Origin of the sequence: Lysinimonas soli, from assembly GCF_042655435.1 — a bacterium.
Lineage (GTDB): Bacteria > Actinomycetota > Actinomycetes > Actinomycetales > Microbacteriaceae > Lysinimonas > Lysinimonas soli.
Genome location: NZ_JBHSMG010000001.1, coordinates 1,036,238 through 1,056,387 on the forward strand (window position 1 = coordinate 1,036,238; position 20,150 = coordinate 1,056,387).

Below are 20,150 nucleotides of genomic sequence, written 5' to 3' on the forward strand. Positions count from 1 at the left end.
GGCGTTCCTCCCCCAGCCGTCGGAAACATATCGGAAAACTCCGTTGTCTAGTCTGGCCTGAGCGGGAGGAGGCGCCATGACCGCGGTGACATCGAACACGGTCTCCGATGCGCGCCTGGAACCCCTGATCGATCAGGCCGTCGAACTGCTCGAGGGACGCACCGTCGCGGTGCTGACCGGCGCCGGCGTGAGCACCGACTCGGGCATCCCCGACTATCGCGGCGAGGGCGCGCCCGTACGCACGCCCATGACCTTCGACCACTTCCTGGCCGACGAACGCGGCCGGCAGCGCTACTGGGCCGGCAGCCACCTCGGCTGGCGGCACTTCTCGGACGCCGAGCCGAATGCCGGCCATCGGGCGCTCGCGGCGCTCGAACTGAGCGGCGTCGTGAACGGCATCGTCACGCAGAACGTCGACGGGCTGCACCTGCGTGCCGGCTCGCGGCGCGTCGTCGACATCCACGGATCGCTCGACCGGGTGCGCTGCCTGCACTGCGGTCAGACCTTCGCCCGCGCCGACATCGCCGAGCGGATGTCGCGCGACAACCCGTGGCTCGACGCACCGGAGGGCGTGCAACTCGCCCCGGACGGGGATGTGGATGTCGCGGCATCCGATCGCATGGTCGTTCCGGCCTGCACGGTCTGCGGCGGCATCCTCAAGCCGGAGGTCGTGTTCTTCGGCGAGTTCGTGCCGACCGAGAAGTTCGAGGAGGCCCGCGCCCTGCTGCGCGCGGCCGACGCCCTGCTGATCGCCGGGTCGTCGCTCGTCGTGAACTCCGGCATCCGGCTGCTCGATCAGGCCGCCAAGCGCCGGCTGCCGGTCGTCATCGTCAATCGCGGGGTCACGAAGGGCGACCCGCGCGCGAGCCTTAAGATCGATGCGGGAACCTCCGAGGTGCTCGTCTCGCTGCACGAGCGCCTGGGCTGACCGTCCGGTCGACGGCTCCCGCGAGGAGGCCCGACGCGATGACCGAGCTCTATCTGGTGCGCCACGGCGAGACCGACTGGAATCGGCAGCGCCGCATCCAGGGGCTCACCGACATCCCGCTCAACGACACGGGTCGTGAGCAGGCGCGTGCGACGGGGAAGCTCCTGGCCCGGCGCCGCTGGGACGGGGTGTTCGCCAGCCCGCTCTCGCGCGCCCGCGAGACGGCGGCCATCATCGCCGCGGAGCTGGGCCTGCCCGCGCCCACGCCCATCGACGCGCTCGTGGAACGCAACTACGGTGCGGCCGAGGGCCTGGACTGGATGCAGGTCGAGACCCGCTTCCCCGCCGGTACCCGCGTTCCCGGCCGGGAGTCGCGCGAACAGGTCGGAGCCCGGGTGGTGCCCGCCCTCGTCGAACTCGCCGAGCTGCATCTCGGGGAATCGCTCGTGGTCGTGAGCCACGGCGGCGCGATCCGCTCGGTCCTGAACGCCGTGGAGCCCGACGCGAGCCACGGAATGATCACGAACGGTTCGGTGCACAGCTTCCGCCTCGAAGACGGGGCGCTCAGACTCATCGCCTTCGACGATCCGATCGAGCTGGAGTCGATCGGCGAGGGCTGCGGCGACCTCGACGAGCAGAACGCCATCGAAGCCATCGAGGATGCGCGGCGATGAGTTCGGCGGGGGTCGCTCGGTTTCTCGACGCCGTGGGCCCGCTCGGGATCTCGCCGCAGGTGCGGGAGTTCGACGAGTCCACCCATACGGCCGCCGACGCGGCCGCGGCGATCGGCTGCCCGGTGGAGGCGATCGTGAAGAGCCTGGTCTTCGAAGCCGACGGCGAGCCGCTGCTCGTGCTGGCCTCCGGGCCGAATCGCGTCGATACCGGGGCGCTCGGGGCCCGACTCGGGGTCGCGATCGGCAAGGCCGACGCGAATCGGGTGAAGGCGGCATCCGGGTACAGCATCGGGGGCGTCCCTCCCCTCGGGCTGCTCACCCCGATGCGCACGGTCTGCGACGAGACCCTGCTCACGCTGTCGACGGTGTGGGCCGCGGCGGGGAGCGCGACCGCGGTCTTCGCCATCGACCCCGCCGAGCTGGTGCGGCTGAGCGGCGCCGAGGTGCTCCCGATCGCCTGAGGCCGGGGGCTCGGTTGCTGCGGCTCAGGCCGCTCAGCGCCGTGGGCCCGGCAGCTGCTCGATGGCCGTCAGCAGGGCGTCGGCCGAGCGGTCCCAGTCGAAGGTCGCGGCCTGGGCGAACGCGGCGACAGATCGCGCCTCCCACTCGGCCGGGTCGTCCAGGCGCCGGATCGCGGCGGCCACCGCCGACGCATCCGTGGGCGGGACGTAGAGCGCCGCATCGCCGCCGATCTCACGGAAGATCGGGATGTCGCTGACGACCACGGGCGTGCCCACCGACATCGCCTCGACGAGCGGCAATCCGAAGCCCTCGTCGAGCGAGGTGGTGACGAGCGCGGTGGCGGTCTGCAGCAGGGCGAAGTAGTCGACCTCGCTTGTGCCGTCGTGGATGACGAGAGCATCGGCCGGCGCGAGCGCCAGCAGGCGCGCGCGGTCCGCCGGCGAGATCCGGCTCAACAGGTGCAGCCGGTAGCCCGGCAGCTGCCGCATCGCGATCGCCAGGGTCTCGACATTCTTGTACGGCATGAACGAGCCCATGTAGACGAGTTCGCGGCCGGTGGGGGCCGTGCGGTGGGTCGGGGCCCCGGCCGGAACCGGATCGGGCGCGTTGCCGACGATCACGATCGGCCGGCGGGTGAGGCGATGCTGCAGCATGAGCTGCTTCGTCGTGGCCGAGACCGTGGCCACGAGGTCCGCGCGATTCAGCAGCAGACGCTGCGGCCACCACCCCAGGTGGTAGAGCCGCCAGAGCAGCCGGATGACGGGGTTGAGATCGCGTGGAGGGGTGCGATTGCGGTAGTAGATCAGGTCGTGCAGAGTCTTGACGAGCGTGTAGCGGCGCCCCAGGGAGCCCATCGTCTGCATCGGCGTGAAGACGACGTCCGGGGCGAGCTTGTTGACCTGCGATGCGACGAAGAGCTCCCGCACGCTCGTCGGGCTCGAGGCCAGGGCCCACGGCAACTCGGGAAGCATCGCCAGCTGGCGCTGGTCGCTAATGAGCATGGTGACCGGATGCCGCTTCGCCAGTGCCGTGACGATCCCCACGGTGTACCGGCTGATTCCGTCGTGATGGCCGATCCGCACGTAGCGGCAGTCCACGACGATCTTCACGCGCGGCCGGGCGTCGCGTCGAGCTCGGCGAGGAAGCCCGTGATGGCGTCGGCCGCCCCCTGCGCCGCCTCGTAGTGGATCAGGTGGCCGACCGCGGGCAGGACGACCAGCCGGGCATCCGGGAACTTCGCGACCGTGGTCTTCTGGCCTGCCAGCGGCGTGATGCGATCGATGTCGCCCGCGATCATCAGCACCGGGATCGTGACGCGTTCGGCCGCCTCGCCGACCTCGGTGCTCAGCGAGGCGTCGAACCCGTCGGCGACGGTCTGCGGGTCCGAGAAGCCGCTGAAGTAGCGGTGGTGCTCCTCGTGGATCCACTTGCGCAGCGTCGGGTCCTTGGTCGTCACGATCGACATGCTCATGAACTGCACGATGAGCCAGTTGCCGAGCAGCGCGCGGCCGAGCCGGCGCGGAAGGCGACGGGCGAGGTCGTAGTAGAGCTTGGTGAGGCGCGTGATGCCGACGCCGGCGCCGATGCGCGGGTCGGTCGAGATCGGATTCACCAGGATGAGCGCTGCCGTGCGGTATCCGTCGGCGACCGCGTGCGAGGTGATCATCGATCCGAAGGAGTGCCCGAGCAGGATCGCCTCGTCCGGGATCCCGACGGCGGCGGCGAAGCCGCTGAGCCAGCGCTCGTAGCCCGCGATCGAATGCGGGGCCTCGGTCATGCGGGTCGAGAGCCCGAATCCGGGCAGATCGGGGCTGATGAAGTGGATGCCGGGCAAGCGCGCGATGACCGGCTCGAGTCCGTGGTGATCGCCCCGGTAGCCGTGCACCAGCAGCACGGTGTGCCGGGCGTCGCGCGGACCGTACTCCCAGTACTTCGTGGTGCTGCCGAGCACGGTGACCTCGCCCGTGCGCACCGGGATCTCGGCGAGGGCGGCGGCGTGGGGTGTCGGGACGGTCATCCCGTTCAGTCTAGAAGCGATTACTAGACTCGACCGGTGACCTTCACCGCCCCGATCACGTTGCCCGGACTGACCCTCGATCCGCATTGGTATCGACGGTCGGTCTTCTATGAGGTCATGGTGCGGTCGTTCGTCGACAGCAACGGTGACGGCTCCGGTGACCTCGGCGGCCTGATCTCGAAACTCGACTACCTGCAGTGGCTCGGGGTCGACGCCCTCTGGATCCCGCCGATCTTCTCGTCCCCGCTGCGCGACGGCGGGTACGACGTGGCCGACTACCGCTCGATCCTGCCGGAGTTCGGCACGCTCGAGGAGTTCAAAGACCTGGTCACGAAGGCGCACGAGCGCAACATGCGCATCATCATCGACCTTCCGCTGAACCACACCTCCGACGCGCACGACTGGTTCCAGCAGTCGCGTGCCGATCCCGACGGGCCCTACGGCGACTTCTACGTGTGGAGCGACACCGACGAGAAGTACGAGAACATCCGGATCATCTTCACCGACAGCGAGGACTCCAACTGGGCCTTCGACTCGATGCGGCGGCAGTTCTACTTCCACCGCTTCTTCTCGCACCAGCCCGACCTGAACTTCGACAACCCGGCCGTCCACGACGCGGTGTTCGACATCATCCGCTTCTGGATGGACATGGGCGTCGACGGCTTCCGGCTCGACGCGATCCCGTACCTGTACGAGTCCGACGGGGGCACGGGCGAGGGCGAGCCGCCCACCCACGAGTTCCTCAAGAAGGTGCGCCGGATGATGGACGCCGAGTACCCGGGGCGCGTCATGGTGGCCGAGGCCAACCAGTGGCCGGCCGAGGTCGTCGAGTTCATGGGAACCGAGGAGGAGCCGCAGTGCCACATGGCCTTCGACTTCCCGGTGATGCCCCGCATCTTCTACTCGCTGCGCTCGCAGTCGGCGCAGGAGCTGACCCGCGTGCTGGCCGAGACCACCGAGACGCCGCCGGGCGCGGGCTGGGGTGTCTTCCTGCGCAACCACGACGAGTTGACGCTCGAGATGGTCAGCGAGGAGTACCGGCAGGCGATGTACGGCTGGTACGCCTACGACCCGCGGATGCGCGTCAACGTGGGAATCCGGCGGCGCCTTGCTCCCCTGCTCGACAACTCGCGCGCCGAGCTGGAGCTCGCCCACGCGCTGCTGTTCTCCCTGCCGGGTTCGCCCTTCCTGTACTACGGCGACGAGATCGGGATGGGCGACAACATCTGGCTGCCCGACCGCGACGCCTCCCGCACCCCCATGCAGTGGACGCCCGACCGCAACGCCGGGTTCTCGACCGCCGATCCGGGCAAGCTCTATCTGCCGGTCGTGCAGTCGCTCGTCTACAACTACACGCTCGTCAACGTGGAGTCCCAGCTCGCGCAGTCGCGCTCGCTGCTGCACTGGGTGCGCAACGTCATCCACGTGCGCAAGGGGCATCCCACCTTCGGACTCGGCACCATCCGCGTGCTGCCGACCAACCACGAATCGGTGCTCGCCTTCGTGCGCGAGTACGAGGGGACCGGGCACCAGTTCGGCGATGCGCCGGAGCGGATCCTGTGCGTGTTCTCGTTCGCGCACAACCCGGTCTCGGCGCGGATCCAGGTCGGCGAGCCGGGGTCGGCCCTGTACGACCTGTTCGGCGGCAGCGAGTTCCCCACGATCGGAGAGGACGGCACGGTGACGCTCACGCTCGGAACCCAGAGCTTCTACTGGCTGCATGTCGGCGAAGTACGCTTCACCCCGGGACGGCTGTCGTGAGCGCCGCGGATGCCGCGGGGCCGGTCGAGCTCTGCGTGCTGCTGTGGGCGCATCCGGGGCACGACGCCGAGCTCGTCGCCTACGAGGATCGCGTGCTCGCCCTCGTGCCGGCGCACGGCGGTCGGGTGCTGCAGCGCGCTCGCAGCTCGGGCGAGTCGGGGCATCCGCTCGAGGTCCAGTTCTACAGCTTCCCCTCCGAAGCGGCCCTGCAGGCCTATCTCGCGGATGACCGTCGGGTCGCCCTGGCGGCCGAGCGCGACCGGGTCGTCGCGCGCACGGAGTTCATCCGGGTGTCGTTCAGCTGACGACGCGGCCGAACGGGGTTTCTGCTTCACCCGAGCGTCCTCCCGCATCGTGTCGCCGGGAGCGAATACGGTGAGGGCATGAGCACGTGGGGCGATCGTCTCGGGGTCTTCGACCTCGAGACGACAGGAGTCGACGTCGACACGAGTCGGATCGTCTCCGCCTGCATCGCGGTCCTCGATGATGCCGGCGGAGTCGTGTCGCGCTGGAACTGGCTCGCCGATCCCGGCATCGACATCCCGGAGGGTGCGAGCGCCGTACACGGCATCACCACCGAGCGGGCGCAGCGCGAGGGGCGTTCTGCGACCCTGGTCGTGGCCGAGATCGTGCAGACGCTCCGGGTGCTGTTCGACTCCGGCATCCCGGTGACGGTCTACAACGCGCCCTACGATCTGAGCCTGCTCGACCGCGAATGCCGAAGGCATGGCCTCGATCCGCTCGACGTGCCGCTTCCCGTCATCGACCCTCTGGTGATCGACAAGGCGCTCGACCGCTATCGCAAGGGCAAGCGCACCCTCGAGATCACCGCGCGACTCTACGAGGTCCCGCTCGACGACGCCCACGATGCGGGAGCGGATGCGATCGCCGCCGGGCGCGTCGCGCTCGCCCTGCTGCACCGGTACCCCGACGACCTCGACATCGACCTCGCCGATCTGCATGGGCGTCAGGAGGTCTGGCACGCGGAGCAGGCGGCCAGCTTCCAGGAGTACCTGCGTGCCAAGCGCGGCGACGACAGCTACGTCGCCGACCCGTCCTGGCCGCTCAAGCCGGCCGGCGATCCCTCGAGCTTCGTGGACACGCAGCCGATCCCGCCCTTGCCTCCGCGGCCCAGCGGCAACGTCCCGGTGCTCGACTTCTCGGCCACCGGCGTGCTCGCGCTCGAGGTATCCCGCGGCGAAGAGACGAGCCGGGAGCCGTCAACGCGCTTCAGCCCCGACGTCTACCGCAACGCCCCGATGCCGTCGATCCACGAGCGCGTCGACGAGTCGTTCGTCGCCCCGCCGTCGATCGACGAGCCGTTCGTGAGCGGAGACGACGACGAGCCGGCGTGGATCGTCGAGCCGAGCGAGGTTCCGTCGGTGTCGGTGTCGGCGGCCGAGTCGCTGTCGGTCGTCGAACTCGTCGGCACCTTCCCTCCGAACGAGCGCGATGAGCCCGACCGCGATGAGCCGGATGCCGTGGTCGACGAGGTCGATGCGGGCGTTTCCGAGGGCTTCGCCGGCGTGGGCTTCTCCGATGAGGAGTTCCCCGGCGAGGAGTTCGCCGACGAGGACTCCCTCGAGTCGAGCGAGACGGAACCGGTGTCGGCGAACGACGCCGAGGTCGAGTCCGGCACGGAGCCGACCTCGGCGGTCGAATCAGGCCCGCCGCCGACCGTGCTGCGCATCGCGGCCGCGATCGTGACCGACCCCCAGGGCCGCTGCCTGCTCGTTCGCAAGGCCGGCAGCTCGGTCTTCATGCAGGCCGGTGGCAAGCTCGAGCCGGGCGAGTCGGCGCTCGACGCGCTCAGCCGCGAGTTGCGGGAGGAGCTCGACCTCGAGCTCGACGAATCGACGGCCGAGTACCTCGGGGTGTTCCGTGCCGAGGCCGCTCACGAACCGAACACGGTCGTCTCGGCCGCGGTCTTCGCGCTCGAGACCGACGCGCCTCTCGAGCCGGCCGGCGAGATCGAGGAGCTGCTCTGGATCGATCGACTCGACGGCATCGGCGCCGAGCTCGCGCCGCTGACCCGCGACGAGCTGCTGCCGCTGTGGGCATCGCGCCGGGCGGGCGCCACCCTGTTCTGACCCGACCGCGGTCGGGCACAGCTCAGTCGCGAACCGCGGCGATGATGGCGTCCGACACACGGGCGTGCTGCCGGATGCCCGCGGGCTGCCGCGGGACGCGATCCGTCAGGTAGGCCACGACCAGCTCCCGCCGGGGATCCGCCCATCCCATGCAGCAGTTGCTGCCGTTGTGCCCGAAGGTCGTCGGGCTCGAGGTGCGGCCCATCGGCCCGCTCCTCGCACCCAACCGCGGGCCTCCGAGTTGGAATCCCGCGGACCAGCGGATCGGCGCGCGCGCGAACAGGTCCGTCTGCCGGTCGCTCGACGGCACGAGTGCTTCGGCCAGGGTCTCGCGGCGCAGGATCCCGGGTCCCTCGCCGGCGCGATCGCGCAGCAACGCCTGGTAGAACCGGGCGAGATCCCGGCTCGTCGACGAGATCCCGGCGGCGGGGATGACGGCCGCGCGGGTCGCCCGCCGATTCAAGACCGACTGGGTGATCCCGCCACCGGGGCCGTCGACGTGCAGGCGCACATGGCGGGGCCAGGCCTCTTCCGGAAGTCCCAGGAAGGTGTCGCGCAGCTCGAGCGGGTCGAGCACCTCGCGCTGAAGCACCGCCTCGACGGCGTCGCCGGTGACCCGGCTCACGAGCTCGCCCAGCACGAAGCCGTAGATCAGGAACTGGTACGCCGGCCCGCGCGCCGGGTCGAACTGCGGGGCCGAGCGTTCGATCCGCCCGATGCTCTGCCGCCAGTTCGACATCGCGAGGGCGTCGCCCAGAGCGGAACCGGCCGTCGGCATCCCGGTGCGATGCTGCAGCACCTGGCGCACCGTGATGCGGTCCTTGCCGTTCTCGGCGAACTCGGGCCAGTAGCGCGCGACGGGATCGTCCCAGCCGATCAGGCCGCGCTCGATCAGGCGCAGCACCAGCACGGCGATGAACGGCTTGCTCGCCGAGAACAACCAGAACAGCGCGTCGTGATCGCAGCCGAAGGCGACGTCGAGGGCGAGCCGGCCACGATGGAGGACGGTCAGCTGCCCCCGAGTGCTCCATGCCTCGGCGAGGTCGACCGCGTGTCGAAGCGCGTCGGAGTCCATCCCGGCCGCGGCCGGATCGGGCAGGCCGGCATCGGACACGGCGTCGACGCTAGCAGGAGCAGGTGAACGGCAGCCCGCGAGCGGCCGCGAGCTGTCCGGGCAGCGAAAAGGGCGACCGGCCGAAGCCGATCGCCCTTGTCGAAGCTCTGCTACTTGCCGAAGCCCTTGTAGCGCGAGTTGAACTTCTCGACGCGGCCGGCGCTGTCGAGGATGCGCTGCTTGCCCGTGTAGAACGGGTGCGAGGCCGACGAGATCTCGACGTCGATCACGGGATAGCTCGCGCCGTCCAACTCGATCGTCTTGTCGCTCGTCGCCGTCGACCGGGTGAGGAAGGTCTCACCGCTGGCCAGATCGCGGAACACGATCGGCGCGTATGCGGGATGGATCTCGGACTTCATGGTGAACCTCGGTGAATGTCGATGGAAGCGTGTGAGGCCGGAGGGCCAACGAGCAACTATATCAGGCCGTCAGCGCGCGCGGGCCGAGTATCGCCCGTTCTCGCTCGTGGCGACCACGAGTTCGAGCCCGAAGACCTCGCTGAGCTTCTCGCCCGTGATGACCTCGGCGATCGGCCCCTCCGAATGGATACTGCCGTCGCTGAGCAGAAGGGCGTGCGTGAATCCCGGCGCGATCTCCTCCACGTGGTGGGTGACCATCACCATGGCCGGCGACGTCGCCGAGCTCGCATAGGCGCCGAGCAGCTGGAGCAGCTCCTCGCGGGCGCCCAGGTCGAGGCTCGCGGCCGGCTCGTCGAGCAGCAGCAGCTCCGGGTCGGTCATGACCGAGCGGGCGATCTGCACGCGCTTCTGCTCACCGTCGCTCAGGGTTCCGAACAACCGGCCTTCGAGTTCGGTGAGCCTCCACTCGTCGAGCACGCGCCGCGCGCGGCGGACGTCGATGTCGTCGTACTGCTCGTTCCAGCGACCGGTGACCGAGTACGCGGCGGTCATCACGGCATCCAGCACCGTCTCGTTGGCGGGGATGCGGCGGCCGAGTGCCGTCGACGCGAAGCCGATCCGCGGGCGCAGCTCGAACACGTCGACCTTGCCTAGTCGCTCCCCGAGCACGATCGCCGTTCCCGAGCTGGGGTGGATCGACGCCGAAGCGAGCTGCAACAGGGTCGTCTTGCCCGCGCCGTTGGGACCGAGGACCACCCAGCGCTCGTCCGGCTGGACGCTCCAGGTGATCGAGTCGAGAATGCGAGTGCCGCCCCGCACGACGGAGAGGTCAGAGAATTCGAGCACGCCGGACATGATGGGACCAGCCTACGCGAGCAGTTCCTCATAGATCGCGCGTGTGCGCGCGGCGATGCTGTGCCAGCTGAACTCGGAGCGGGCGCGCCGTCGTCCGGCCTCCCCCATCAGCCGTGCGGTGCTCGGGTCGGCGACGACCTCGGTCAGTGCGGCCGCGAGGTCGGCGATGAACCGCTCGGGGTCGACCGGCGTCCCCGTCCCGTCGTCGAGCTGCTCGATCGGGACGAGCCTTCCGGTGAGGTGGTCGGCGACGACCTCGGGGATCCCTCCCGTCGCGGTCCCGACCACGGGAGCCCCGCACGCCATCGCCTCGAGGTTGACGATGCCGAGCGGCTCGTACACCGAAGGGCAGACGAAGGTCGTCGCATTCGAGAGCACGGCCGACAGCTCGTGCTGGCTGAGCAGACGGTCGATCCACACGACCCCGGTGCGCTCGGCCTGCAGCTCCTCGACGCCGGCCTGCACCTCGGCCAGGATCTCCGGGGTGTCGGGCGCCCCGGCGCACAGCACCAGTTGCACCTCGGGGGGCAGCCGCTTGGCCGCGGCGAGCAGGTAGGGCAGCCCCTTCTGGCGCGTGATGCGCCCGACGAAGACCACGCTGGGACGGTCGGGGTCGATGCCGAGGGCGCGGACGACATCCGGCTCGTCGATGCGCTGCCAGCGGTCCAGGTCGATGCCGTTGTGCACGACCCGGACGCGAGCCGGGTCGATCGCGGGATAGCAGCGCAGGATGTCGGCGGCCATGCCGGCGCTGACGGCGATGACCGCATCCGCCGCTTCGAACGCCGTCTTCTCGATCCACGACGAGACCCGGTATCCGCCGCCGAGCTGCTCGGCCTTCCACGGACGCAGCGGCTCGAGGCTGTGCGCCGTCACGATGTGCGGGATGCCGTGCAGCAGCTTCGCGAGATGTCCGGCGCCGTTGGCGTACCAGGTGTGCGAGTGCACGAGGTCGGCCCCGGCGACGTCCTCGGCCATCTGGAGGTCGACGCCGAGCGTCGCCAGTGCCGGATTGGCGGTCGTCAACTGCGCCGGGACCAGGTAGGAGTGCACCTCGGGCTCGTCTCGCGGCAGCCCGAAGGCCCGCACCACGACATCGACCTCGGGCCGAAGCGCGTGCACCAGTTCGGCCACATGGACTCCCGCGCCGCCGTAGACCTCGGGCGGATACTCTCGGCTCAGAATGTCGACTCGCATTCTGCGACGTTAGCCCAGCGCGGCTGCTGGTACAGCCCCCGTCGGCTCGCCTACTGTTGCCGTATGGCATCGAAGAAGATCTTCGGAATCGTCCTCGCGGGCGGCGAGGGCAAGCGTTTGATGCCGTTGACCGCGGACCGGGCCAAGCCCGCTGTCCCGTTCGGAGGCGTGTACCGCCTCATCGACTTCGCCCTCTCGAACCTCGTGAACTCGGGTCTGCGGCAGATCGTCGTGCTCACGCAGTACAAGTCCCACTCGCTCGATCGGCACGTCTCGACGACCTGGCGTCTGTCGGGGATGCTCGGATCGTACGTCGCGTCGGTGCCCGCCCAGCAGCGGCTCGGCAAGCGCTGGTTCAGCGGCTCGGCCGATGCGATCCTGCAGAGCCTGAACCTGTTGCGCGACGAGAAGCCCGACATCGTCGTGGTGGTCGGAGCCGACCACGTGTACCGCATGGACTTCAACGACATGATCGAGGCCCACATCGCCTCGGGCCTCGGGGTCACCGTCGCCGCGATCCGGCAGCCCATCGCGCTCGCCGACCAGTTCGGGGTCATCGAACTCGACGCCAAGAACCCGCAGAAGATCGGGGCCTTCCGCGAGAAGCCGAAGGATGCCGTCGGGCTCGGCGACTCCCCCGGCGAGATCCTCGCGTCGATGGGCAACTACGTCTTCGACGCCGACGTGCTCATCGACGCGGTGCAACGGGATGGCGCGCGGGCCGACTCGAACCACGACATGGGCGGCGACATCGTTCCCGATTTCGTGGCCCGCGGTCAGGCCGGCGTCTACGACCTCAACCGCAACGACGTTCCCGGTGCCACCGAGCGCGATCGCTTCTACTGGCGCGACGTCGGCACGATCGACTCGTTCTTCGACGCCCACCAGGACCTGATCGCGGCCCTGCCCGTGTTCAACCTCTACAACCGGGAATGGCCGATCTTCAGTCAGCAGCTCAACTCCCCGCCGGCGAAGTTCGTGCGCGACGGCCGGAACGCGGTCGGCACCGCGATCGACTCGATCGTCTCGCTGGGCTGCGTCATCTCGGGCGGTCACCTCGAGCGCAGTGTTCTCGGCCCCTGGAACACGATCGATTCGGGCGCCCGGGTGGTCGATTCCGTCGTGTTCGAGCGGGTTCACGTCGGCGAGAACGCCATCGTGCAGCGCGCTATCCTCGACAAGGATGTGGTGGTCTCGCCCGGAGCGACCGTCGGCGTCGACCACGACGCGGACCGTGCCCGCGGTTTCACCGTGACCGACTCCGGCATCACGGTGGTCGGCAAGGGCGAGATCGTCAGCTAGTCCTCTGCACCCGACGGAAGGTCCGCACCGAACCATGGCCGCCTTCCTGGTCGTCCTCGACGTCGATTCGACCCTCATCGAGGACGAGGTGATCGAGCTTCTCGCCGACGAGGCCGGATCACGCGATCGCGTCGCCGAGATCACCTTGCGCGCCATGAACGGCGAGCTCGACTTCGCCGAGAGCCTGCGCGAGCGGGTCGCCGCGCTGGCGGGGCTTCCGGCTTCGGTGTTCGACACCGTCCGTGCGCAGGTGACGGTGACCCGGGGCGTGCCCGAGCTCGTCGCGGGCGTGCACGCCGCGGGCGGGCGGGTCGCCGTCGTATCGGGCGGATTCCACGAGGTCATCGACCCGATCGCCGCCGAACTCGGACTCGACGAGTGGCGGGCCAACCGCCTCGAGGTCGTCGGCGGAGTGCTGACCGGGCGCGTCATCCCCCCGATCATCGATGCGGCGGCGAAGGCATCGGCATTGCGCGAGTGGGCGGCGGATGCCGGACTCCCCCTCTCGCAGACCCTCGCCGTCGGCGACGGGGCCAACGACCTGCCGATGATGGCGGTCTGCGGACTCGCCGTCGGGTTCGACGCCAAGGCCCCCGTGCGGGACCTTGCCCACGTCCTGCTCGACGAGCGCGACCTGTCGATGCTGCTGCCCCTGATGGGCCTCCGCCGTGTCTAGGGACCTCGTCGTGGCCGGATCTCGACGCGCACCGCAGGCGGCGGAGCGGCCATGAGCGGGGTCGAGGTGCGGCCGGCGACCGTCGCGGATGCCGCGGGGATCGCGCGCGTGCACGTCCAGTCCTGGCGCGAGACCTACACGCACCTCGTCGAGCCGGGTGAGCTGGACGCCCTCGACATCGAGGCCCGCGAACGTCGGTGGGCAGGATTGATCGCGGGCGACGAGGTGCAGGTCTGGGTGGCTGCTCTCGATAGCGCGGTCGTCGGCTGGGCCTCGACGGGACGGGGCCGGGGTGGGGACGCGCCCCGGCCGCTCGAGTTGGAGGGGATCTACCTTCTCGCGGCTCAGCATGGGTCATCGGCCGGTCAGGAGCTGCTCGATGCGGCGATCGGCGATGTTCCTGCCTTCCTCTGGGTCGCAGACCATAACCCGCGGGCGACCGCGTTCTACCGGCGCAACCGCTTCGAGTTCGATGGGGCACGGCAGACGCATCCGCTCGTCCGGACGCCGATCGTGGTCCGCCGGATGGTTCGCTGAGCTCGTGCCGACCGACGGCGGAGCGCGGGGTTAGTGGCCCATGCCGAGGCCGCCGTCGACCGGGATGACCGCGCCCGAGATGTAGCCGGCGTCGTCGCCCGCGAGCCAGACGATGACCTTCGCGACCTCGCTCGGGGCGGCGAAGCGCCCGGCCGGGATCGACTTCTTGTACTCGAGCTGCTGCGCCTCCGGCAATTCGGCCGTCATGTCGGTCTCGATGAAGCCGGGCGCCACGACATTCGCGGTGATCCCGCGGCCGCCCAGCTCGCGCGTGATCGATCGGGCCATGCCGACGAGGCCCGCCTTCGAGGAGGAGTAGTTCACCTGCCCGGCGCCGCCGAGCAGACCGACGACGCTCGAGACCAGGATGATGCGGCCGAAACGGGCCTTCAGCATCCCTTTCGAGGCGCGTTTGACGACGCGGAAGGCCCCGCCGAGGTTGGTGTCGACGACCGCATCGAAGTCGTCATCCGACATGCGCATCAGCAGCATGTCGCGGGTGATCCCGGCGTTCGCCACGACGACCTCGACCGCACCGAGCTTCTGCTCCACCTCGGAGAAGGCGGCGTCGAGCGCGGCGCTGTCGGTCACATCCGCGCGGACCGTGAGGCTGCCGGCCGGCCCCTCGCCGGATCGCGCGGTCACCGCGACCCGGTGCCCCGCCGTCACGAATTCCTCCGCGATCGCGTAGCCGATGCCACGGTTTCCGCCGGTGATCAGAACGGTGCGGGGGGTGCTCATGGTCGACCAGCCTACCGATGACGGCAACTCTCGGCCGCGCGGACGTAAGGTGGAAGCTGCCATGCGCGCCAAGCCCGTTTCGATCACCGAGCTGCCCCCGTCTCCCGACGTCGAGCGGCACTCGCGCATGATCAAGTACGCCATCGCGCAAGCCATCCGGGTCGTCTGCATCGTGGCGTGCCTGTTCGTTCCCGGATGGTGGATGCTGCTTCCCGCCGCCGGCGCGGTGTTCCTTCCCTACTTCGCGGTCGTGATCGCCAACAACGTGCAGCATCCGCGCATGAGCGTCCGTCGTCCCGGTGCGATCGTGCCCGTGACGGTGGCCGAACACGGCCCGGGGCATTCGGCATGATCGGCTTCGGTGAGGCGCCTGTGCGCTGCTCCGCGGCGGGCTGCACCGACTCTGCGGTGTGGCGGATCAACTGGCGCAACCCCCGCATCCACGCACCGGAGCGGGTGAAGGTCTGGCTGGCCTGCCAGGCGCACCGCGATCATCTCACCGGGTACCTCGGATCGCGCGGCTTCCCCGTGCTCGTCACGGCAGCGGATGTCGTGGCCGAGAGCGTGCCGGATCCGGCGTGAGTGCGCCGAGCTCCGAGTCCGCCGCCCCCGCGACCGGTGTGCGTCGCTGGGGGGCGTATCTCGCCCTCGTGATCGCCTTCGCGATCGCCTGCGCGCTGCTCTCCTGGTGGCAGTGGGCGCGCCGCGCCGAGACGGTCGCCGAGGGGCAGCTCGTCACCTCGAACTACGAGGCGGCCCCTGTCGCCCTCGACAGCCTGCTGAGCGGGTACGGCGCCTGGCATGCGGGCGAGGAGTGGCGCCCGGTCACCCTGCACGGCCGCTACCTGAACGATCAGCAGCTGCTCGTGCGCAACCGGCCGTACAACGCGAATCCGGGCTTCGAGCAGCTCGTCCCGTTCCGGCTCGATGACGGCAGCATCTTCATCGTCGACCGCGGCTGGCTGTCGATCGGCTCGACCCGCGACACGCCCGACGTCGTCCCCGCGGCGCCGAGCGGCGCGGTCACGGTCGTCGCGCGTCTGCAGCAGAGCGAACCCGAGCTGCCCGGGCGCGACGCTCCGCGCGGACAGGTGGCGTCGATCCATCTGCCCTCGATCGCGAAGCTCCTCGGCTCCCACGCGACTTACACCGGGGCGTACGGTCTGCTCGCCTCCGAGACTCCTGCGCCGGCGACGCGGCCCCGGGCGGCGCAGGAGCCCGCCCCCGACGAAGGACCGCACCTCTCGTACGCGATCCAGTGGATCGCCTTCGGGCTGCTGGCCTTCGTGGGACTGATCTGGGCCTATCGTCGCGAGCGACGGATCCTGGCGCTGCCGCGGGAGCAGCAGACCGAAGCCCGCGCTCCTCGGCTGCGCTCGACCGACTCCGACGTCGAGGACGCCATCCTCGACGAGGTGCGGCGCTGATCCGGTCCTGAGCCGTTCCGTTCCGCAACTCGGCTCAGGCGAGCGAGATGAGATCCGAGTAGTCGGGGTTCCAGTGGTCTTCGACGCCGTCGGGCAGGATCAGCACGCGCTCCGGGTTCAGGGCCTCGACGGCCCCCTCGTCGTGCGAGACCAGCACCACAGCGCCCTGGTAGCCCGCCAGAGCCCCCAGGATCTCTTCGCGGCTCGCGGGGTCGAGGTTGTTGGTCGGCTCGTCCAGGAGCAGCACGTTGGCTCCCGAGACGACGATCATCGCGAGGGCGAGCCGGGTCTTCTCTCCGCCGGAGAGCACGCCGGCGAGCTTGTGGCCGTCGTCGCCGGTGAACAGGAAGGAGCCAAGCACCTTGCGGGCCTCGGTCTCGTTGAGCTGCGGCGAGGCGCTCAGCATGTTCTGCAGCACGGTGCGCTTGACGTCGATCGTCTCGTGCTCCTGGGCGTAGTAGCCGACCCGCAGGCCGTGCCCTGGCTCGACCTGGCCGGTGTCGGGTTTGTCAACCCCGGCCAGGATGCGCAGCAGCGTCGTCTTGCCCGCGCCGTTGAGGCCCAGCACGACGACCTTCGACCCGCGATCGATCGCGAGGTCGACCGCCGTGAAGATCTCGAGCGAGCCGTAGCTCTTACTGAGTCCGGATGCCGCCAGCGGCGTGCGCCCGCAGGTCACCGGATCCGGGAATCGCAGCTTGGCCACCCGGTCAGCCACGCGTACCTCGTCGAGCCCGGCGAGCATCTTCTCGGCTCGGGCGACCATCTGGTGCGCGGCGGCGGCCTTGGATGCCTTCGCGCCGAACCGGGCGGCCTGCAGCTGCAGCGTGGTGGCCTTCTTCTCGACGTTGACACGCTCCTTCTTGCGGCGGTCCTCATCGGCCTCGCGCTGGCGGAGGTAGTGCTTCCAGCCCATGTTGTAGATGTCGATCACCTGGCGGTTGGCATCCAGGTAGAAGACCTTGTTGACGGTCTCCTCGACGAGGTCGACGTCGTGGCTGATCACGATGACGCCGCCCGAGTAACCCTTGAGGAACTCGCGCAACCAGACCACCGAGTCGGCGTCGAGGTGGTTGGTCGGCTCGTCGAGGATCATCGTGTCGGCGCCCGAGAACAGGATGCGCGCCAGCTCGATGCGGCGGCGCTGGCCGCCCGACAGGGTCTTCAGCTCCTGGTCGAGAATGCGATCGGGCAGCGCGAGGTTCGACGCGATGGAGGCGGCTTCGGCCTCCGCGGCGTAGCCGCCCAGCGCGAGGAACTGGTCTTCGAGCCGCGAGTAGGTGGACATCGCGGCCTCGCTGGTGGCGGCATCCGGGCTGGCCATGTCGAGCGTCGCCTGCCGGATGCCGGTGACCAGCCGGCCGAGACCGCGGGCGTCGAGGATGCGGGTGCGCGCCGTGTCCTCCGGGTTGCCGGAGCGCGGGTCCTGCGGCAGGTACCCGATCTCGCCCGTGCGGTCGATGCGCCCGCCGCTCGGGACGAGCTCGCCGGCCAGGGTCTTGGTCAGGGTCGTCTTGCCCGCCCCGTTGCGCCCGACGAGACCGATCTTGTCGCCCTTGTCGACGCGGAAGGTGACGTCCTCCATGAGCAGGCGCGCGCCGACTCGGATCTCGAGGTCATGCACGGCGAGCACGGCGAAAGTCCGTTTCTAAGGAGGGGGGAAGGGGTGGTCGGCGGCGGAAGAGCCTGGGTCAGTCTAGTTCAGGCGAAGTAGAGGTGCCGGTGCAGGCGGCATCCGGGGTTGAATGACGCGCCGCAGGCCGGACAGGCATCGCTCGAGAGGTACTCCTCGATCGAGAACAGCGCGGTGCATTCGCCGCACAGGATGACCTGCGAGTCCTGCTCGTCGAGGGGCCAGAGCTTCGCGGGATGATCGGCGACCGCGTCGTGGCAGTCGCGGCACGGGTAGATCCGGCCGCAGCAGCGGAAGCCGATGGCGATCACGTCGTGCGGTCCGCTCCAGTGCACGCAGCGACTCTGCGCATCCACCGGGAGGCCGTGGACGCGAACCGGGCCGATCGGGATGGACGACTCCGCTCCCCCGTCGGTGAGCGCGCTGCTCATTCGACCCCCCGCGCCGTCAGCGCGTCCGCGACGTCATCGGCATGCCGCAGCGACAGCACGAGCATCGGCACGATCGCTCGGACTCCGAGGCGGGCGCCACGTGCCTGCTGCGCCTCGCGAACGCGTTCCGCGATCGAGGCGATCACCGGCAGCATGGCGATGGTGAGAGACAGCGTGAGGCCGACCCGACGAGGGTCGACGCCGAAGCGGGTGAGCGGGCGAAGCGCCGTCTGAAGCGCGTCGAGCAGGTCCTCGCTGCGTGTCGTGAGGGTCAGCAGTGCGGCGAGCAGCAGGATCGCCACCACACGCACGGTGCTGACGGCAGCATCCCAGGGGGTGAGGAAGATCAGCTGGGTGACGACCATCACCACGACGATCCATCGCGTGGTCCAGAGCTGTCGCAGCAGGATCCCGGGGGCGAGTCTCGCCGAGGCGTAGCCTGCGACGACGAGGAGTGCTGCCGCGGCCAGCAGCACCACGGTGAGCGCGGTCCGATCACGCGGGATGAAGGAGACGGCGAGGCCGAGGATCACGAGACCGAGCAGTTTGGCCCCCGCGGGGGCGCGGTGCAGCAGGCTGCGTCCCGGCCGATAGAGCGAGATCACGCGTTCACCGCCCGGTATTCGGCGATCACGTGCGCCGGTTCTCCGACCGACACGAGCCGGCCGTCCTCGAACCTGAGCGCGACGTCGCAGCGCGCAGCCAGGTCCAGATCGTGGGTGACGATCACCGTCTGGGCGGCCAGTTCGTCGATGAGCAGACCCGCGACCCGTCGAGCGTTGCCCAGGTCGAGCAGCGTCGTCGGCTCGTCGGCCACGACCAGGGCCGGCTCGCCGACCAGCACGGAGGCAAGCGCCAACAGCTGCTTCTGACCTCCCGAGAGAGAATGCGCGGGCGCCTCGCCGAGGTCGCTCAAGCCGTAGGCGCCGAGAACCTCCTCGGTCCGCCGGGTGACCTCGGAGCGGCTGAGGCCCCGCCCGCGCAAAGAGAAGGCGACATCCTCGGCCACCGTCGGCATGATGATCTGCGCGTCGGGGTTCGTGAACACGAAGCCGACCATCCGACGGACCCGCTTCGGCTCGCGTGCCACGTCCAGGCCGTGAACCCTCACCTCGCCCCGCGAGGGCGACACGAGTCCGTTCAGGAGGCGGGCGAACGTGGACTTGCCCGAGCCGTTGGCTCCGATCACCGCGATGCGACGCTGGTCGAGTCGCACGTCGATCCCGCGCAGCACCGGCTTGCCGCCGAGGTCGACGGAAACGCCGCTCAGCTCGATGACCTGCGCCGCGGAAGAAGCGGGGCCGTCGGCAACGGTCACCGGGGTGTCGTCTCCACGACGGCAGGGGCCTCGAGGTCGGCCGCCGGCCTCGAGCGTGCCGCACGCGCCCCGAACACGGGCGGATAGGCGCGCCACAGTGCGACCGTCAGCAGCGTGACGACGGCGATCTTGATCAGGTCGCCCGGCAGGAACACGATGCTGGTCAGGATGGTCTGCCCGAGGGGCAGACCCGTCACGGCCGACTGCACGGGGATGCCGAAGAAGTAGATGACCAGGATGCCGCCGACGAGACCGCCCAGGGCGACTCGCCACCAGGCCACGGGGCCGCGGCCGCTGTAGGCGATCAGTCCGACCACGAACGCCCCGGGAATCCAGCCGATCAGGTACCCCGCCGTCACGCCGGCGAAGACGGCAGCTCCGCCGTGACCGCCGGAGAGCAGGGGAAGCCCGATGAACACGAGCAGCAGGAAGACGGTCACCGCGGCCGCGCCCCGCCGCGGACCGAGCACGGCTCCCGCGAGCACGATGCCGAGGGTCTGGGCGGTGATCGGCACGAGCCCGGGCACCGGGATGGGACCGATCAGACCGAGAGAAGCGATGATTGCGGCGAACACCGCGATGCGGGCGATGTCGCGGGTGTCGAAACGTGATGCGGGAGTCGGCATTG

Annotated in this window: 24 protein-coding genes; 12 read left to right on the forward strand and 12 right to left on the reverse strand. The window is 69.8% G+C overall.

Features of this window, described 5'->3' with window-relative positions; all coding sequences use genetic code 11:
* Nucleotides 1-76 precede the first annotated feature (76 nt).
* Genes ACFPJ4_RS04955 through ACFPJ4_RS04965 form a run of 3 tightly spaced genes read left to right on the forward strand, consistent with a single transcriptional unit; the run spans nucleotide 77 to nucleotide 2,063 of the window.
* Nucleotides 77-928, forward strand: a complete 852-nt coding sequence (locus ACFPJ4_RS04955) for an NAD-dependent protein deacetylase (RefSeq protein ID WP_386739171.1) — start codon at nucleotides 77-79, stop codon at nucleotides 926-928.
* Between the two features lie 38 nt (nucleotides 929-966).
* On the forward strand, nucleotides 967-1,602 hold the full coding sequence (locus tag ACFPJ4_RS04960; RefSeq protein ID WP_386739172.1) for a histidine phosphatase family protein: 636 nt from the start codon (nucleotides 967-969) through the stop codon (nucleotides 1,600-1,602).
* Nucleotides 1,599-2,063, forward strand: a complete 465-nt coding sequence (locus tag ACFPJ4_RS04965; RefSeq protein WP_386739173.1) for a YbaK/EbsC family protein — start codon at nucleotides 1,599-1,601, stop codon at nucleotides 2,061-2,063. Before ACFPJ4_RS04960 ends, ACFPJ4_RS04965 begins: the two co-directional genes overlap by 4 nt.
* 33 nt (nucleotides 2,064-2,096) lie before the next feature.
* Here the strand turns inward: ACFPJ4_RS04965 and ACFPJ4_RS04970 are convergent, their stop codons facing one another.
* Nucleotides 2,097-3,173, reverse strand: a complete 1,077-nt coding sequence (locus ACFPJ4_RS04970) for a glycosyltransferase family 4 protein (protein ID WP_386739174.1) — start codon at nucleotides 3,171-3,173, stop codon at nucleotides 2,097-2,099.
* Complete coding sequence (locus ACFPJ4_RS04975) at nucleotides 3,170-4,081, reverse strand: alpha/beta fold hydrolase (RefSeq protein WP_386739175.1); 912 nt, start codon at nucleotides 4,079-4,081, stop codon at nucleotides 3,170-3,172. Before ACFPJ4_RS04975 ends, ACFPJ4_RS04970 begins: the two co-directional genes overlap by 4 nt.
* 36 nt (nucleotides 4,082-4,117) lie before the next feature.
* Between ACFPJ4_RS04975 and treS the strand changes: the two genes are divergently transcribed.
* The 3 genes from treS to ACFPJ4_RS04990 all read left to right on the forward strand — a co-directional run bounded on the left by treS (nucleotide 4,118) and on the right by ACFPJ4_RS04990 (nucleotide 7,932).
* Nucleotides 4,118-5,842: a maltose alpha-D-glucosyltransferase gene (gene treS / locus ACFPJ4_RS04980; RefSeq protein WP_386739176.1), complete on the forward strand. Its 1,725-nt coding sequence runs from the start codon at nucleotides 4,118-4,120 to the stop codon at nucleotides 5,840-5,842.
* Nucleotides 5,839-6,147, forward strand: coding sequence for a hypothetical protein (locus tag ACFPJ4_RS04985; protein WP_386739177.1), 309 nt, complete (start codon nucleotides 5,839-5,841; stop codon nucleotides 6,145-6,147). Before treS ends, ACFPJ4_RS04985 begins: the two co-directional genes overlap by 4 nt.
* Before the next feature lie 78 nt (nucleotides 6,148-6,225).
* Nucleotides 6,226-7,932 (forward strand): NUDIX domain-containing protein, encoded by a 1,707-nt coding sequence (locus ACFPJ4_RS04990; protein ID WP_386739178.1) that lies wholly within the window; start codon nucleotides 6,226-6,228, stop codon nucleotides 7,930-7,932.
* A 22-nt stretch (nucleotides 7,933-7,954) separates the two neighbouring features.
* Here the strand turns inward: ACFPJ4_RS04990 and ACFPJ4_RS04995 are convergent, their stop codons facing one another.
* The 4 genes from ACFPJ4_RS04995 to glgA all read right to left on the reverse strand — a co-directional run bounded on the left by ACFPJ4_RS04995 (nucleotide 7,955) and on the right by glgA (nucleotide 11,457).
* Nucleotides 7,955-9,046: a serine hydrolase domain-containing protein gene (locus tag ACFPJ4_RS04995; RefSeq protein ID WP_386739179.1), complete on the reverse strand. Its 1,092-nt coding sequence runs from the start codon at nucleotides 9,044-9,046 to the stop codon at nucleotides 7,955-7,957.
* A 110-nt stretch (nucleotides 9,047-9,156) separates the two neighbouring features.
* Nucleotides 9,157-9,405 (reverse strand): type B 50S ribosomal protein L31, encoded by a 249-nt coding sequence (locus tag ACFPJ4_RS05000; RefSeq protein ID WP_386739180.1) that lies wholly within the window; start codon nucleotides 9,403-9,405, stop codon nucleotides 9,157-9,159.
* 69 nt (nucleotides 9,406-9,474) lie between these two features.
* Nucleotides 9,475-10,260 carry an ABC transporter ATP-binding protein gene (locus ACFPJ4_RS05005; protein ID WP_386739181.1) on the reverse strand — a complete coding sequence of 262 codons (786 nt, stop codon included), beginning with the start codon at nucleotides 10,258-10,260 and terminating at the stop codon, nucleotides 9,475-9,477.
* 12 nt (nucleotides 10,261-10,272) lie between these two features.
* Nucleotides 10,273-11,457 (reverse strand): glycogen synthase, encoded by a 1,185-nt coding sequence (gene glgA / locus ACFPJ4_RS05010; RefSeq protein ID WP_386739182.1) that lies wholly within the window; start codon nucleotides 11,455-11,457, stop codon nucleotides 10,273-10,275.
* A 63-nt stretch (nucleotides 11,458-11,520) separates the two neighbouring features.
* Here glgA and ACFPJ4_RS05015 point away from each other — a divergent pair, with 63 nt between their 5' ends.
* Genes ACFPJ4_RS05015 through ACFPJ4_RS05025 form a run of 3 tightly spaced genes read left to right on the forward strand, consistent with a single transcriptional unit; the run spans nucleotide 11,521 to nucleotide 13,972 of the window.
* Nucleotides 11,521-12,759: a glucose-1-phosphate adenylyltransferase gene (locus tag ACFPJ4_RS05015; protein ID WP_386739183.1), complete on the forward strand. Its 1,239-nt coding sequence runs from the start codon at nucleotides 11,521-11,523 to the stop codon at nucleotides 12,757-12,759.
* A 34-nt stretch (nucleotides 12,760-12,793) separates the two neighbouring features.
* Entirely contained in the window at nucleotides 12,794-13,435 is a 642-nt protein-coding gene (serB, locus tag ACFPJ4_RS05020) for a phosphoserine phosphatase SerB (RefSeq protein WP_386739184.1), read from the forward strand.
* Nucleotides 13,436-13,486: 51 nt separating this feature from the next.
* A complete protein-coding gene (locus ACFPJ4_RS05025) occupies nucleotides 13,487-13,972 on the forward strand; it encodes a GNAT family N-acetyltransferase (RefSeq protein WP_386739185.1) in 486 nt (161 codons plus the stop codon).
* A 30-nt stretch (nucleotides 13,973-14,002) separates the two neighbouring features.
* Here the strand turns inward: ACFPJ4_RS05025 and fabG are convergent, their stop codons facing one another.
* The gene (gene fabG / locus ACFPJ4_RS05030; protein WP_386739186.1) at nucleotides 14,003-14,713 is read right to left on the reverse strand and encodes a 3-oxoacyl-ACP reductase FabG; all 711 of its coding nucleotides are present in this window, start codon (nucleotides 14,711-14,713) and stop codon (nucleotides 14,003-14,005) included.
* Between the two features lie 61 nt (nucleotides 14,714-14,774).
* On the opposite strand from fabG, the gene ACFPJ4_RS05035 reads away from it, so the two are divergent.
* The 3 genes from ACFPJ4_RS05035 to ACFPJ4_RS05045 are packed head-to-tail and all read left to right on the forward strand — an operon-like array spanning nucleotide 14,775 to nucleotide 16,140.
* Nucleotides 14,775-15,065, forward strand: a complete 291-nt coding sequence (locus ACFPJ4_RS05035; RefSeq protein ID WP_386739187.1) for a DUF3099 domain-containing protein — start codon at nucleotides 14,775-14,777, stop codon at nucleotides 15,063-15,065.
* Nucleotides 15,062-15,295 carry a hypothetical protein gene (locus ACFPJ4_RS05040; protein WP_386739188.1) on the forward strand — a complete coding sequence of 78 codons (234 nt, stop codon included), beginning with the start codon at nucleotides 15,062-15,064 and terminating at the stop codon, nucleotides 15,293-15,295. The genes ACFPJ4_RS05035 and ACFPJ4_RS05040 overlap by 4 nt, the downstream gene beginning before the upstream one ends.
* Entirely contained in the window at nucleotides 15,292-16,140 is an 849-nt protein-coding gene (locus ACFPJ4_RS05045; protein WP_386739189.1) for an SURF1 family cytochrome oxidase biogenesis protein, read from the forward strand. Before ACFPJ4_RS05040 ends, ACFPJ4_RS05045 begins: the two co-directional genes overlap by 4 nt.
* A gap of 34 nt (nucleotides 16,141-16,174) precedes the next feature.
* Here ACFPJ4_RS05045 and ACFPJ4_RS05050 read toward each other — a convergent pair whose 3' ends face one another.
* The 5 genes from ACFPJ4_RS05050 to ACFPJ4_RS05070 form a co-directional block, all read right to left on the reverse strand.
* Nucleotides 16,175-17,773 (reverse strand): ABC-F family ATP-binding cassette domain-containing protein, encoded by a 1,599-nt coding sequence (locus ACFPJ4_RS05050; RefSeq protein WP_386739190.1) that lies wholly within the window; start codon nucleotides 17,771-17,773, stop codon nucleotides 16,175-16,177.
* A gap of 68 nt (nucleotides 17,774-17,841) precedes the next feature.
* Nucleotides 17,842-18,204 (reverse strand): CHY zinc finger protein, encoded by a 363-nt coding sequence (locus ACFPJ4_RS05055; protein ID WP_386739191.1) that lies wholly within the window; start codon nucleotides 18,202-18,204, stop codon nucleotides 17,842-17,844.
* Nucleotides 18,201-18,809, reverse strand: coding sequence for an energy-coupling factor transporter transmembrane component T family protein (locus ACFPJ4_RS05060; RefSeq protein WP_386739192.1), 609 nt, complete (start codon nucleotides 18,807-18,809; stop codon nucleotides 18,201-18,203). Before ACFPJ4_RS05060 ends, ACFPJ4_RS05055 begins: the two co-directional genes overlap by 4 nt.
* A complete protein-coding gene (locus tag ACFPJ4_RS05065; protein ID WP_386739193.1) occupies nucleotides 18,806-19,522 on the reverse strand; it encodes an energy-coupling factor ABC transporter ATP-binding protein in 717 nt (238 codons plus the stop codon). Before ACFPJ4_RS05065 ends, ACFPJ4_RS05060 begins: the two co-directional genes overlap by 4 nt.
* Nucleotides 19,519-20,148: a biotin transporter BioY gene (locus tag ACFPJ4_RS05070; RefSeq protein WP_386739194.1), complete on the reverse strand. Its 630-nt coding sequence runs from the start codon at nucleotides 20,146-20,148 to the stop codon at nucleotides 19,519-19,521. Before ACFPJ4_RS05070 ends, ACFPJ4_RS05065 begins: the two co-directional genes overlap by 4 nt.
* Nucleotides 20,149-20,150 lie beyond the last annotated feature (2 nt).

Bases quoted from the DNA above. Each gene is read 5' to 3' on its own strand.
- ACFPJ4_RS05000 (WP_386739180.1), bottom strand. From the start codon at position 9,405: ATGAAGTCCGAGATCCATCCCGCATACGCGCCGATCGTGTTCCGCGAT.
- glgA (WP_386739182.1), bottom strand. From the start codon at position 11,457: ATGCGAGTCGACATTCTGAGCCGAGAGTATCCGCCCGAGGTCTACGGC.
- serB (WP_386739184.1), top strand. From the start codon at position 12,794: ATGGCCGCCTTCCTGGTCGTCCTCGACGTCGATTCGACCCTCATCGAG.
- ACFPJ4_RS04960 (WP_386739172.1), top strand. From the start codon at position 967: ATGACCGAGCTCTATCTGGTGCGCCACGGCGAGACCGACTGGAATCGG.
- ACFPJ4_RS05055 (WP_386739191.1), bottom strand. From the start codon at position 18,204: ATGAGCAGCGCGCTCACCGACGGGGGAGCGGAGTCGTCCATCCCGATC.
- fabG (WP_386739186.1), bottom strand. From the start codon at position 14,713: ATGAGCACCCCCCGCACCGTTCTGATCACCGGCGGAAACCGTGGCATC.
- ACFPJ4_RS04955 (WP_386739171.1), top strand. From the start codon at position 77: ATGACCGCGGTGACATCGAACACGGTCTCCGATGCGCGCCTGGAACCC.
- ACFPJ4_RS05040 (WP_386739188.1), top strand. From the start codon at position 15,062: ATGATCGGCTTCGGTGAGGCGCCTGTGCGCTGCTCCGCGGCGGGCTGC.
- ACFPJ4_RS05005 (WP_386739181.1), bottom strand. From the start codon at position 10,260: ATGTCCGGCGTGCTCGAATTCTCTGACCTCTCCGTCGTGCGGGGCGGC.
- ACFPJ4_RS05035 (WP_386739187.1), top strand. From the start codon at position 14,775: ATGCGCGCCAAGCCCGTTTCGATCACCGAGCTGCCCCCGTCTCCCGAC.
- ACFPJ4_RS05015 (WP_386739183.1), top strand. From the start codon at position 11,521: ATGGCATCGAAGAAGATCTTCGGAATCGTCCTCGCGGGCGGCGAGGGC.
- ACFPJ4_RS05025 (WP_386739185.1), top strand. From the start codon at position 13,487: ATGAGCGGGGTCGAGGTGCGGCCGGCGACCGTCGCGGATGCCGCGGGG.
- ACFPJ4_RS05070 (WP_386739194.1), bottom strand. From the start codon at position 20,148: ATGCCGACTCCCGCATCACGTTTCGACACCCGCGACATCGCCCGCATC.
- ACFPJ4_RS04975 (WP_386739175.1), bottom strand. From the start codon at position 4,081: ATGACCGTCCCGACACCCCACGCCGCCGCCCTCGCCGAGATCCCGGTG.
- ACFPJ4_RS04990 (WP_386739178.1), top strand. From the start codon at position 6,226: ATGAGCACGTGGGGCGATCGTCTCGGGGTCTTCGACCTCGAGACGACA.
- ACFPJ4_RS04965 (WP_386739173.1), top strand. From the start codon at position 1,599: ATGAGTTCGGCGGGGGTCGCTCGGTTTCTCGACGCCGTGGGCCCGCTC.